Below are 12,069 nucleotides of genomic sequence, written 5' to 3' on the forward strand. Positions count from 1 at the left end.
GGATTGTAATATATGCAATTACCAATAGAGGTACTGTATACACACGTGCTAAAACTGAGGGTGTGTGGGGAGCGTGGACTAATTGTAATGATAAGCTTGGCGTCTCCATCCAAAGACTAGAATATAGATGGGATAATCAAAACCCTAAGCTCATAGTCACGGACCCTAATGGTTACTCTGCGTATGTATCACTGACCAAATATCAGGGATAAACTAACGATTGACTTGTAGGCTAAAGTAACTTACATCCTTGATTAACGTGGAGGGACTCAGTTTAATGCCATAATACATTCCTATATTGGGTGTATCATCATCCCAGGATATTATTCTTATCGCATATAGTCCCGATGCATTATTTAACTCTAAAATCACACCATGCCCATAGTTGGGCTTTAAATTAGCGCTTTTCAGATAGACACACTGGAACCCTGTTTTTATCTGGGAGCTAAGATTAGCAATGGTAGTGGTATCGTCAATATGTATTCGGCTATCAAAATCTGTAATCTTGGTATTGAGCACACTAACATTCTCTTTCAGCTCGTTTGTTATCGCCGTGATTTTAGGTCCCACATCCGCTGCCAGGACCTGCTGCGCGTTGACGCTGTCCAACACATGGCACAACATGCTTTTTTCTATCATCTTGTTTGCCAGCCGCTCCAAGAATGCATCATTGTTAATCAGTTTCTCGAATAGGGCATTGTATACATTTGCGTGGACCGGGTCTGAGGTTTCCAGCTTCCTCAACTCCCGGATGAGCGCCGCCTGGTCTTCATCTATCTCAAAATTCGCCATCTTCTCTGCCTCCTAAAAGATATCATCAAACGCAAAGGTCATCTCTTCGTCATCATCCTTGTTCTTGTCCGAACAGGTGCGTATCATCACCAGGTCACCCTCCGCATCACACAACGCCATCTCATTGATGGCCGTGTTGGCCAGCTCCTCCCTGGATAAGGTACAGATATACCGGAAGTTGGTGTCCGTCACCTGCTCGATGCTGCTCAGGTCTTTCCGTAACAGCTCGTTTTTCAAGGTGTTGTCATTCTCTGACGGCGTACCATCCGCACCGTTCCCAAATGCCATCTGTGTGACTGCCGGCAATGCCTTGATGCCCGCCCTAGCCTTCAGTATCTTGTTCTTACTCAACTTGGTTATCGTGGTTGTACTTGCCATCAGATTTCCTCCTCTATGACTTGTGCATCCATATGTTTGGCTCCATCATTGTACGTGCTCCCATCATGGATTCTCCAGTGATGCCAGGTTGTACATGTCAGCCTTCCCTCCTCCCTCTCCTCCATCCGGCTGCGTATGCGCAGATAGGGCAGGTGGTTTCCAATCACATTGTCATGATGGATGCTTCCATCGTTGTTGTGCTCCCCGTTCAGGATGTTATTGTTGTACCAGCGTACCTCCGCCCGTATCAGGATGTTATGAGGGCGGATGCATTCTTCCAGTCTTGCATCCTGAATCCGGTACAGGAAACGGTAACGATCCAGTCCGCTTACCTTCTTTACCCGCCGCACCTCCCGGCGGATGATATCATGGCCGATGTCAAAGGAGTCATCTATATCCCGGGACAGGATGACATAAAATTCCGCCCAGTGCTCCCGGCTGCCCTCCAGTTCATACGCCGGCACCATCTCCACATCGGTAAATCCCAGGGACCGCACCGCCTGGAGCGTGCCCACCTCCGTCCCGCCAAGCCGGCAGGTGTCTGCATACATCATCAGCCGTACCCGGAAGTTTTCCCAGGTCTCGCCCTCGTAGCGCGTCAGTTTCCGGTCCAGGCCATGCTCCGGAAGCATCCGTGGGCTGGCTGTCCTTACCATGCCTTCCTCCCGTGCCCGCCGGAGCATGGTCTTGTTTTCATCGAACAGCCGCCCGGTCACTTTGAAATAGATATACCACTGGTTCCTGGCCTTCCTTGCCTGTTTGAAGGGCGTGGACAGCAGATAATACATATATTCCCCGAATGTCTCCAGCATGGCGTCCCTCCTATGTGTTCCTTACCTTGACCGTGATACTCCCCAGCATGACCACATTCCCGGCCGTCAGCTCCACGTCCACTGCGGGGGCCGTGAATACGGTCTTACGGTAGTCCGGTATGCTCTGGCGGAGCACATACCGGATGTCATCCTGTAAGAATAAGTTGAAGTCCGTCCGGTTGGAAAGAGACATGGCCTTTGCTATCAGGGACCGGGCCGTTTCCTCCACATCCGTCACCCCTGCCCCCTGTTTGAGGTACAGGGTGATGTCCACATCCTGATAGGTGATGGTTCCGGACTTTGCCAGGTAGTCCTCGTAATTATCCTTCAGCTGGTCCGCCGCCGCCTGGGCCTTGCGCACCAGCTCCTCGCTGGCTTCCCCCGCCGTCCCCACCACAATCACATCCACTGTTCCCTGCCCCCTTGGATGCTGGTCATCAATGTAGGCGCACATCACACCCGGGATGGCCTCCACGGCTGCCTTCAGCTTGGCCGATGTGGTATTGGTGGACAGTTCCTCCCAGCTGGACAGGGTCCGGCTGCGTAAGCCGGCTTCGCTCTCTTCATCTGCCCCCTCGGAATATATCCATCCCTGCCGGTTCGTGACCTGCGACACGCCCTCCATATATAACATGCTTACCCTTATCTGGTCCTCACTCACATTGTAGCGCGCTCCGGCCGCTTCCGCCTCCACCAGCACGCTGCCCTCCGCCTGGCCCGCCTGTATCACCGTATCCTCTAACGCGTAGTAGACCAGCTCATCCCCATTGATGTCCGGGGCCGTCTTAAACATGTGCCCCTTCGTTATGATCAGGGCCTGCCCGTAATCAGACCGGATAAGTGTCACATATCCCTGGGTCCGGGTCGCCGCCTTTCGAAACTTGGAAAAGTCCGCGGCCTTCAGTTCCAGCCACCTGCCTTCCGCATGCCTCAGGAACTGATTATTCAGGATGGTCCGCGCCAGCCGGAGCAGCTCGATGTGTATCTGCACGCAGATACGTGTCAGCCAGTAAAAGACGCCGCCACTGCCCCACTTGGTGATGGTAAACCCTTCCGCCGCCAGCTCCTCCTTCAGCTCCTGCATCTTTGCATCGGCATCCTGTACCGGTATGATTTCATCCAGAATGCTTTCATCAATCAACGAGTTTCACCTCCGCCCCGTCCAGTTCCAGGTTCATCTGGTAGGACACATCCTCATTTGCAATCTTAAATCCCACATGGATGTTCACTATGTCATCCTCCATCCGGGACACGCCAACCTCAATGCTGTGCGGGTTGATTTCCTCCCGTTTCTTTAACTTTTCCGTGACCCGGTTCTTTATCTGCAGCTCCTCCAGTTCGCCTATCTCCCGGTGGCAGAAATCCAACAGCGACCATCCGTAATCGGAATCAAAAAAACATTCCCCCTCCATGGTCAGGGCCTCCAGGCGGATGTCCTGCAGGAAACAGTCCAGGCCGCCCGCCAGTGCTTCCTCTCCCGATGCCAGGGGGACCGGCTGCCCGGCATCGTCTAACATCAGGTCCGTTGCCGTCAGTATCATAAGCATCTCCCCAGGATGTACGGCCGGCACTGCCCATATAAAAGCCCGACTGCCACTACATCCCCTTTCTTCAGGACCTGCTCCGTCCTTATATAAGGAATCGCGGGAAAGGCTTCATCCGTCTCCCCGTTTTCCTTCAGCAACCGCAGCGTCACATACGATGCCCCATCCTTCACGGTCCCTTCCATCACCTTTGCCTGGCACAGGGCCGGATGGCGTATATGCGGATAGTCTGTCCCTATGGTCTCATTCACCGTCAGTTTGACAAATTCGTCAAGAAAACCGGCCATTTTGAATCCCCTTCCTTCCAGCTAAAATGATACATACATCCTCACGCTTCCCGTTTCATCCGCCTTCACCCGGACCGAGGTCACAAGGGCCTCCCCGTCAAACTTCCGGTGTCTTATCCGGATACGCTCTCCCTGGTGAATCCACGGGACCCCGATGGTCTTGATTTCGGTACCGCCGTTCCATTGGTTGAAGGAAAGGATGTTCTTCCCTTCCTCCAGTACATAGATAAGCGTCTGCTCTTCCCCGGTCCCCCAGAAAAACCGGCCGGACCGGAAATAAAAGGATGCCTCCAGGCCCCAGACCCGGCCCACCTCCTGGATAAGCTCCGCCACATTCATGCGCGGGACCGGGACCACATCCTTTTTGGGGTACATGGTATCGGACAGGCGGTAATCCGTAATCCCGGCCCTTCCAAGGCCGAACCGGATGATATCCTGCGGACAGCAGTCCAGGAAGGTCTCCTTTACGTAGGTCCATTTCAGGAACAGTGTATCGTCCAGTATCCGGTAAGGCCCCAATGCCTGGCCGTCCGCCATGTATCCGGTTAAGAGCGTGTCATAATCCCCATCATAGCCCAGTTCCACCTGAGCCGGGGCCATGGATGCAAGGTCCAGGATCCCGGCATAACCGGGGTCATATTCCAAGGTGGCCCAGCTGCACTGCTCCCTCCGGCTGGAATGACATTCCACACGGATTCCCTGCGTGAATACCTGGTCCCCAACGGTTATCCGGAACCGTGGTGTAATCAGTTTCCGTTCTGCCATGCTGCCTCCTATGTATCCCGGGCCGGGCTCTCCGATGTCTTATCCTTAATCCTGGGGGCCTGACCTCTCTGTGTGTTCAGATATTCCTGGTAGTCGCTACTGATTCCCTGGGCTTGTGACGTCCCTGCCTTGCTGCCGGAGGATGAGGTTTTACTGCTCCCCGCCGCCTGGGTCTGCACGGTAACCGGCAGGTACTCCCAAAATTCCAGTGCTGCCTCCCCATAACTGTTCTCTGTCTTCTTGGACAGGTCGATTCCTTTAAAATACACCATGCTCAGACTGCAGGCCGCGGCCTGGCTGTTCACCACCGGCAGCGGTATGGCGGTCGTCTGCCCTGGCGGCTTAAACAGTAGCTGGATGGTCTGCACCATACTCTCAACACTTTCCCCGGCACTGGGTTCCAGCAGTAGGTCCACATTCATCTTCAGCGGTTCGTACCCATTAGGCTGGTAACCCAGGGTCACGTTGTTGTCATCCGTCACCGCGTCAATCACGGCGGCCCCGGTTATCTCCAGCTTCTTTACGAGGCCCGGGACGGCCACCCCCGCCACCAGCATGGATGTATCCTTTATGTACAGCATTCTTCCTTCCTCCCAGCCGCTTTCTATGCAGGCGTGACCGATACGTTCCCGTTGGTCTTTTCCTTGATGTCGTCAATCAGCTTGAATAAGAGCGGAAGGTCCTTCAGCCGTTCCAGGGACACATGCAGCTCCAGGCGTTGGATGACGGTCCCGCCTCCCTGCTGCCTCTGGCTCCATATGTTTCCCTGGCCGGACGGTTTCCTTTCTTCCTTCCCTCCGGTCAACAGCCTGGCAAAAGCCGCGCCTCCTTCCTGGTTTTCATCCCTCAGTGCCTGGAATGCGTCCCTCGCCGTATCCGCCGGCAGGGAAGCCGTCTGGCTCATGCCGGTATGGATGGTCTCAAACACACGCCGGCCGGACAGGGTAAGCTGGGACAGGGGTCCCTCCTTCGCATCGGAAAAGGGCAGCATCTGCCGGATTCTGGACAGAGCCCCCTTCACCGCCTCCACCGGCTTGTTCACGGCGGAACGGATTCCTTCGGTAAAGGTCTCCATTATCTTGGCACCAGACTGTTTGAACAGACCTACAGCCCCATCCACCACACCACGGACCTTTGCCAGGCCCTGGCTCCACAGCTCCTTAATGCCGTTCAGCTTTCCTCCCGTCAATGTATTCAGGAAATCAAAACCTGCCGTATAGTAGCCCTTGACACCTTCTACAGCAGCCGCTGCAATCCCACGTATACCTCCGCCATTCTGCTCATAGGCATTTTTCATGTTATCCAGCTTCTGTTTGACAGTCCCGACAGCAGCTCCCATCACGTTGCCCATTACATTCCGGACCGCCTCCATTCGGCTTCTGACAGCCCCGCGGACCCGGTTAAACACATTGGATACCGTGGAGACAATCGCGCCGCCAATGTTGAAGAAGAAGTCCTTCATGGCCTGCAGGCCCGCCCGTACTTTCTCCACACAGGCATTCCAGACGTTCTGGATGAAGGCGGATACCTTATCCCAGTTCTTCCAGAGCAGGATAAGCCCGGCCGTCAGGGCCGCAATCCCGATGACAATCCAGGTCACCGGATTGGCTAACAGGGCCGTTGTGAAGCCCCACACACTGGATATCAGGCCCGGAAGGGCCGCAGCTGCCGAAGCAATCCCCTGCCGGACCATGTTGAGCAGGCCGGCCCCCATGGCCTTGATTCCATCCGCGGCGTACATCCCGTAAATCCGCAGGGTCTCAAAGCCGCTTTTTAAGCCGCCCACCATGCCAATGGTCCGTGTTATCGCCGTCCCGAAGATGCCGATGATGGAGGTCACACTCCCCGTCACGGTCAGGAACATGCCAAGGAACAGGACCGCATTCAGGATGCCGGTTACAAGCCCCTGGTTCTCCGCAATCCATTCGGACGCCTTCCCCACGGCCTGCCCCGCCTTCCCAATCCAGTCATTCACAGTGGGCAGCAGATTCACCCCAAGCTCCTCCGTCACGTTGTGTAACTGCTGCTTTAACACCGTGTACTTCTGGGATTCCGTTGCGTTGATAGCCGTTGCCATCTCCTGGGCAGCGCTGCTTCCTCCGCCCAGCGCATCATACATATCCAGGATGCCCGTCTGCAGCTCTCCTGTCTTCCCGTACAGGAGGTCGATGACGGCCACCGCCTCGTCCGAGCCAAAGGCCTCTTTTATCTGTTTCTTCTCCACCGCGTCGATGGTATCGCCGTACTTACCTTTCAGGATTCCCAGGATTTCCGGCAAGCTCCGCAGTTGGTTGTTGGCATCCAGGAAGTTGAGTCCCAGCTTCTCACCTGCTCCTGTGGCAGCATTTAATAACGCCTTATATTTGGTAGCTGCCTCGCTGCCCGACATGGTGGCCTGCAGCATGCCCAGCACGGACAGTTGCTCCTCCAACGGCACATTGGCCGATGTGGCGGTCCCTCCCAGGGCGCTGATGGCCGAGGCCATCTCCGAGCCGCTGGTCTTATACGCCTTGACGGCGGTCGCAATACCGCCTGCAAACATCTCCCCGAATTCCAGGTCTGACAGTTCTGAGTAATACCCTTTATAAATGCCATACCCGGTCGCAAACAGGGAGGTCATTTCCCCGGTCGTGGACTTGGTGGCCTTGGCCGTCAGGCCGGCCAGCTCCGTGAACTGCGCCACCCCTTCGTCCGTCAGGGACGCGATGCCCGATTTGATGTCATAGGCAGCTGTGATGAAATCAGCCTTTGTGGTCCCGGCCCAGGTGTCTGAAAACTGTCTGGCCGCATCCTCCACCGCTTTCAGGTCTGTGATTCCCAGCGACTTAAGCTCTGCCAGGGCATCCTGGGTCTCGAAGGTGGAACCGGCAATCTTCATCATCCCGTTTGTGATTCCCACGCCCGCCGCCGTCATCCCACCTCCGGCCAGGGCCGCCATCCCAAAACCGGACTGCAGCCCCGACAGGCGGGAACTCAGGTTCTGGGACGCCCTCCCCATGGGGGCGGTCAGCTGGTCCACCATGTTCAGTACCACGCTCAGCTTATAAACAGATTCCATCCCCATGGTTCGTTCCTCCTTGTGTCACGGGCTCGCTTATGTTATTATGATGGTATAAAGATGTGTTTGGAAAGGAGGCGCTTGTATGTTCCATGGTCTCTGGCTCATAATGGCACTCATACTGGCCGTCAGCCTGTCGCTGTACCTTGTGGTCATGGCCATCCTTGTCACCGCATATCTCCTGTTCTGTGGTCCCTATCTGTGGTGGGCCTGTGCCTGGCTCCCCAAGGACAGGCGGCCCTTCTCCATGAGACGGGATTTCCGCAACGCATGGCGTTTTTACCGCTCCAGGCTGACAGGCAAGCCCCCGGTCTTTCTATGACTGGGGCTTTTTTATTCCGGGAACAGGTTTCCCAGTGCCCGAGTGAATCCCTGTTCCAGGTCATCCTGCCGCCAGCGGCGTGCGCACCTGGCCAGGCCCGCCAGGCGGATGAAGTCATCCGCGTCCATTCCGTCCAGTTCTCCCGGTATCATGCCGGAAGGCAGGTACATATGGATGAGCAGCCGGCTGGTTCCCACGAAGTCCGCCTCCAGTTCCTCCTGCGCATCCTCTATAACTTTTTTACTGCGGTCGCCTTTGACAGGCCAAGCATGGCCAGCAGCTTCTCGCCAACCGACAATGCCATGGCCGGGTACTCCTTAAAGTCTGCCTCCAGCGTCTCCCGCTGGTCCGGATGAATGTTATCCAGGCAGAATGCTGTCAGGGCCTTGCTGTTTGAGGTTTGGACCGTCTTTAAATACCGATCATAGGATGGAGTTTTCGGTTTACGGAAAAAGTAGGTCTTATCCTCCTCTGTCTCATCATCCACCTGGAGGGTGACGGTCACCTCGTAATACTTCTCATCCGTCCCCTTTAACTGCTCTCTCAGTTCCTTTGTTTCCATTTCTTTCTCCCCTTTCTTAGAAATTCACACCGTTTAACTTCCCGCCGCGGCAGGCAAAGCCGTCCAGGGATACCGTGTTCTCCTTATCCCCCTGTTTCGCGGAAAAGCTGTGCTTGTTAAGGATTACCTTGTTTAAGACATCCGTCACCGTGTCCTGGTCCTCATTGGCATAGGATACGGTTATCTTATCCAGAAGCAGACGGGACAGGGTCTTTCCCTTCCGTTTGCACCAGGCTAACAGCACGTTGTAATCCTCACGCCCCATGACCACCTTCACTGTGTTTTTCTTGTTTCCGGTCCCATAGCCGCATGGGGCTCCGCCGCTGCGGTAAATGAGCTCCGCCTCCTGCTCAAAGTCATAGGATATCTCCGTGATAGCGATTTCCTCCAGCCCCGGGACATTAATGGTGATGTCCTCCCAGCTGTATACCTTTCCGTTGACCATTTCCCAGTCCCTCCTAATTCCTGTACGGGTTCTCCATGGCCAGGCTGAACCGGAATTCCCGGACATACCCCCTCGGAACAAAGGATATCACCAGGTCCAGGCGCTCATCCTGCAGGATGTTCACGTGCTCCAGGTCCTCAATGGACACGGAGCCGCTTGACAGTTCCCCGGCCTCCGCCATGTCCTCCAGGGGGATGTTCAGGGTCTCCAGGATGTTGTTGATATCCGTCTCCATGTCATCGGAGGCGCTGATATCCATCTGCACCATGTTGACAGCCCGCTTGTAGATTTCCCGTATCATCTTGTTCAGTACGCGCACATGCTCCGCATACCGGTAATCGCTGCCCTCGCGGCACAGCACGCGCGCGTTGTTTACATAGCATCCGTCAATGCCGTAGTACTTACGCCAAGTCAGATAGCCGGCGTCATCCAGCTCGCTGATATAGTCCTCAATGCCCTCCGGCATCAGCCGGGTCATCTTGGCCTCCGAGATGGAAAAGGTATCCACGCGGCCGATGGACTGGGCCACGCCGGCTATCCCGTACAGTCCCGCCACAATCCCGGCGTTGTTGATGCACTGCTCCCGGCCGTCCCATCGTGTGTACTGGGACCAGGCGCTGCACACCTGGACGTAATAACTGTCTATCCCCTTGGCCTCCGCCTTCAGCGCGGCGGCATATTCATCCAAGCTTTCCTCCGCCCCTTTATTACGTGCCTCACACAGGAAAAACACAGGGCGTTTGTACAGGGACAGGAACAGCTCTGCACTGGCGGCCAGAGAGGCCCAAAGTGCTTTCGCAGATGTCCCAACCACATGGATGAACTCAAAGTCCAAATCGCTGTTATACAGGCTTTCCACCGCCTTAAGGACCGCGCTGTTGCTCACAGCCGGGGCCGTGGTCGAAAACCGGTAGGTATCACCCGCCTTAAATTCTTCCGCAAACGTAAGGGTGATTCCGGTCCCGGTAAGCTCCTTCTTTCCTCCTAACGGTATGGTTTCCTCCGCATCGTAGCTGTATCCGCCATTAACGGAGCAGCAGAAGGCTGCCGTATTGAGCGGGCCGTCCTCCGTTATCTTAAGGATGATATCATATGCATTGTTCGGTGTCCCGCTTACGCTTACGGTCCCTTCCCCAGTCCCGCTGTGGGTAACTTCCCCGTTGGTACCAACGGTCTCCGGCCTGACCGGCACGCAGTAAATCCGGGATGCCCCGTTCTCGACGCTGTCAATACAGGCGTCTGCCAGGGGGCTGAGCCCCAGCTTTTCCTTCATCTGCTCCGGCTTCATGCTCCCGGTAATCAGGATGGGAACCGTTGTCTCCACCGGGGAAGCCCCAATCTTTACGTGGACCCCGGTTCCAGTGCTGCCGGAATTGCCCAGACTCCCGTCCTCCACCACAAATGTTACGTCCCTTAAGCTCATCTTGTTCCTCCCGTTCCGGCCATGGGGCCCTTCTCAAATGCGGTGACGGCGGCCAGGTATTCCTGTTCCGTTACCTGTTTCCCCGGCCTCCAGCCCTTCAGGCACAAGGTGCCGGCGTAGACAGCCGGACCCGTGCCATGCACGTTGTACCAGTGTTCTATGGTTTCATAGACAGGCACAGCCGGTTCTGCTGCAGTCTCTGCGCCCATCCCCTTCTCTTCCTTTGCCATTGCCTTTTCCTTTCCCTTTCTCAGGCCGGCCGGATTCCTCCGACCGATGCCGTTTTCTTTTTGTCATCCCGGTAAATGCCCCCGTGGAAGGTGACCGGTATCTGGCATGCTATGTTGGCCTTCAGGATGCTGTCCTCCTTATCGACCCACTCCACCTCTCCCAGTTCAATGTCCACATAGTTTCCATCCAGACGGATTCCTTGTCCCAGCGCTTCTAAGAACGCCAGGAAGATGGCCTCACAGGACTCCTCCGAATATTCCCCGATGACCACCTTGAAGCGGGTATCCACGGCATAGACCTTGGTCCGCACGCACCGAACCCCGTTTTGGTCTTCATAGTTGCGTTTTGAGCCGTCTCGCGTGATGGTCTGGCCTTCCCGCAGCACCGCTCCCACATGGCTGTCCGTCTTCAGCTGCAGCCGTTTCCAGGTGGTAATCACTTCATTTTTGATTCCTGCCTTTTCAAGGCATTCCTTCAGGTATTCCTTTTCCCGTCTCATCAGGCCCTCCTGACTGCGTATTCCACTTCGCTTCGGATTTCCTGCAGGTCCTCATCTGAAATCCCTAAAAATGGCCTTGCAGGGATATGGATGGTCACCCTCTTTGCCGTGACCCACACACCCTTGTACCGGAACCTCAGGTACTTTGCCTTCTTGGCCCGGATGGTCCTCTCATCCCCGTACTGGTGCGTGGCCGCGTAAATAGTATTGGTCCCCACCGCCGCTCCGGTGGAATCCGCGATGGCCCGGATGGACTGCTTCAGGCGGGTGGTCTGGGTCAGCGTGATGCCCTGTCCCTCCTGTTCCCGCAGGGAGACAGGCCAGGGCTTCCCCTCCGGGCTTTTTCTGCTCCGAAACCGGTCCATGGTGGTGGACCGCAGCCCCTCCGCCACATCCTTCATGAGTGCGGATCGTTTTATGTCCGACAAGCCCGCCAACTTTTTCTGAAGCTCCGGAAAATCCCCGGACAGGGTTGTGGTCATTCGCATCTTAAAGTCCCCTCATGGTTGCCCTGGAAAACAGCCTCGGGCTGGATGAAATGCGAAATCCCTCCGCTGCCGCCTTCGATGGGTCCGTCCCTTCCTTCACGATGTCGGTTTCACCTTTTGCCACCTTTGTTAAGAACGCAATGGCGTTCTTATACCGCGTCAGGTAGTTGTTCTCCCGTTCCCCTTCGTCGATTCCCGCCCGGGAAATCAGGTTATAAACCGCGATGTCCTTTGAGTACTTCCGGATAACCGCCGGCACGGGGGACATGGGGACCGGGTACCGCTTCATCAGGTACCCGTCTATCTCCGCATCCGCATCCCCGATGGCCTCACAGGCCAGGGGTTCCAGCATCTCCCGGCGCTTTTGGGGGTCCTCAATGTACCGGTCACCGATAATAGGGTTCATGGCATCCTCCTTCAGCATGTCCATGACATCCCCCGCTTCACAGTATGCCATGTCTGT

Annotated in this window: 18 protein-coding genes; 1 reads left to right on the plus strand and 17 read right to left on the minus strand. The window is 55.7% G+C overall.

What is annotated here, in order from left to right; genetic code table 11:
* Positions 1 to 213: 213 nt before the first annotated feature.
* The 9 genes from FGS84_RS31495 to FGS84_RS11825 are packed head-to-tail and all read right to left on the minus strand — an operon-like array spanning position 214 to position 7,642.
* Positions 214 to 792 (minus strand): hypothetical protein, encoded by a 579-nt coding sequence (locus FGS84_RS31495; protein ID WP_243129953.1) that lies wholly within the window; start codon positions 790 to 792, stop codon positions 214 to 216.
* 12 nt (positions 793 to 804) lie between these two features.
* Positions 805 to 1,170: a phage tail protein gene (locus FGS84_RS11790; protein ID WP_002572704.1), complete on the minus strand. Its 366-nt coding sequence runs from the start codon at positions 1,168 to 1,170 to the stop codon at positions 805 to 807.
* Entirely contained in the window at positions 1,170 to 1,982 is an 813-nt protein-coding gene (locus tag FGS84_RS11795; protein WP_138308480.1) for a hypothetical protein, read from the minus strand. Before FGS84_RS11795 ends, FGS84_RS11790 begins: the two co-directional genes overlap by 1 nt.
* Before the next feature lie 10 nt (positions 1,983 to 1,992).
* Entirely contained in the window at positions 1,993 to 3,123 is a 1,131-nt protein-coding gene (locus FGS84_RS11800) for a baseplate J/gp47 family protein (RefSeq protein WP_138308483.1), read from the minus strand.
* Positions 3,116 to 3,523, minus strand: coding sequence for a hypothetical protein (locus FGS84_RS11805; protein WP_002572707.1), 408 nt, complete (start codon positions 3,521 to 3,523; stop codon positions 3,116 to 3,118). Before FGS84_RS11805 ends, FGS84_RS11800 begins: the two co-directional genes overlap by 8 nt.
* Positions 3,520 to 3,813 (minus strand): hypothetical protein, encoded by a 294-nt coding sequence (locus tag FGS84_RS11810; RefSeq protein ID WP_002572708.1) that lies wholly within the window; start codon positions 3,811 to 3,813, stop codon positions 3,520 to 3,522. Before FGS84_RS11810 ends, FGS84_RS11805 begins: the two co-directional genes overlap by 4 nt.
* Before the next feature lie 21 nt (positions 3,814 to 3,834).
* The gene (locus tag FGS84_RS11815) at positions 3,835 to 4,578 is read right to left on the minus strand and encodes a hypothetical protein (RefSeq protein WP_138308485.1); all 744 of its coding nucleotides are present in this window, start codon (positions 4,576 to 4,578) and stop codon (positions 3,835 to 3,837) included.
* Between the two features lie 8 nt (positions 4,579 to 4,586).
* Entirely contained in the window at positions 4,587 to 5,159 is a 573-nt protein-coding gene (locus tag FGS84_RS11820) for a hypothetical protein (RefSeq protein ID WP_138308488.1), read from the minus strand.
* Positions 5,160 to 5,182: 23 nt separating this feature from the next.
* Entirely contained in the window at positions 5,183 to 7,642 is a 2,460-nt protein-coding gene (locus FGS84_RS11825) for a phage tail tape measure protein (protein WP_138308490.1), read from the minus strand.
* Positions 7,643 to 7,721: 79 nt separating this feature from the next.
* Between FGS84_RS11825 and FGS84_RS11830 the strand changes: the two genes are divergently transcribed.
* Positions 7,722 to 7,958 carry a hypothetical protein gene (locus FGS84_RS11830; protein ID WP_138308492.1) on the plus strand — a complete coding sequence of 79 codons (237 nt, stop codon included), beginning with the start codon at positions 7,722 to 7,724 and terminating at the stop codon, positions 7,956 to 7,958.
* A gap of 11 nt (positions 7,959 to 7,969) precedes the next feature.
* On the opposite strand, the gene FGS84_RS11835 is transcribed toward FGS84_RS11830, so the two are convergent.
* From FGS84_RS11835 to FGS84_RS11870, 8 genes are read right to left on the minus strand one after another with little or no spacing between them, the layout of a single operon-like run.
* Complete coding sequence (locus FGS84_RS11835; RefSeq protein ID WP_002572713.1) at positions 7,970 to 8,155, minus strand: hypothetical protein; 186 nt, start codon at positions 8,153 to 8,155, stop codon at positions 7,970 to 7,972.
* Positions 8,156 to 8,187: 32 nt separating this feature from the next.
* The gene (locus FGS84_RS11840) at positions 8,188 to 8,520 is read right to left on the minus strand and encodes a hypothetical protein (RefSeq protein ID WP_138308494.1); all 333 of its coding nucleotides are present in this window, start codon (positions 8,518 to 8,520) and stop codon (positions 8,188 to 8,190) included.
* 16 nt (positions 8,521 to 8,536) lie between these two features.
* Positions 8,537 to 8,965, minus strand: a complete 429-nt coding sequence (locus tag FGS84_RS11845; RefSeq protein ID WP_002572715.1) for a hypothetical protein — start codon at positions 8,963 to 8,965, stop codon at positions 8,537 to 8,539.
* Positions 8,966 to 8,978: 13 nt separating this feature from the next.
* Positions 8,979 to 10,388, minus strand: a complete 1,410-nt coding sequence (locus FGS84_RS11850; RefSeq protein ID WP_002572716.1) for a DUF2586 domain-containing protein — start codon at positions 10,386 to 10,388, stop codon at positions 8,979 to 8,981.
* Positions 10,385 to 10,618: a hypothetical protein gene (locus FGS84_RS11855; RefSeq protein WP_002572717.1), complete on the minus strand. Its 234-nt coding sequence runs from the start codon at positions 10,616 to 10,618 to the stop codon at positions 10,385 to 10,387. The genes FGS84_RS11850 and FGS84_RS11855 overlap by 4 nt, the downstream gene beginning before the upstream one ends.
* A 20-nt stretch (positions 10,619 to 10,638) precedes the next feature.
* Entirely contained in the window at positions 10,639 to 11,118 is a 480-nt protein-coding gene (locus FGS84_RS11860; RefSeq protein WP_002572718.1) for a hypothetical protein, read from the minus strand.
* Entirely contained in the window at positions 11,118 to 11,606 is a 489-nt protein-coding gene (locus FGS84_RS11865) for a phage virion morphogenesis protein (RefSeq protein ID WP_138308496.1), read from the minus strand. The genes FGS84_RS11860 and FGS84_RS11865 overlap by 1 nt, the downstream gene beginning before the upstream one ends.
* 1 nt (position 11,607) lies before the next feature.
* On the minus strand, positions 11,608 to 12,063 hold the full coding sequence (locus FGS84_RS11870; protein ID WP_002572720.1) for a DUF1320 domain-containing protein: 456 nt from the start codon (positions 12,061 to 12,063) through the stop codon (positions 11,608 to 11,610).
* Between the last annotated feature and the right edge of the window lie 6 nt (positions 12,064 to 12,069).

It is taken from the genome of Clostridium sp. 1001271st1 H5, assembly GCF_005845215.1.
Taxonomy (GTDB): domain Bacteria; phylum Bacillota; class Clostridia; order Lachnospirales; family Lachnospiraceae; genus Enterocloster.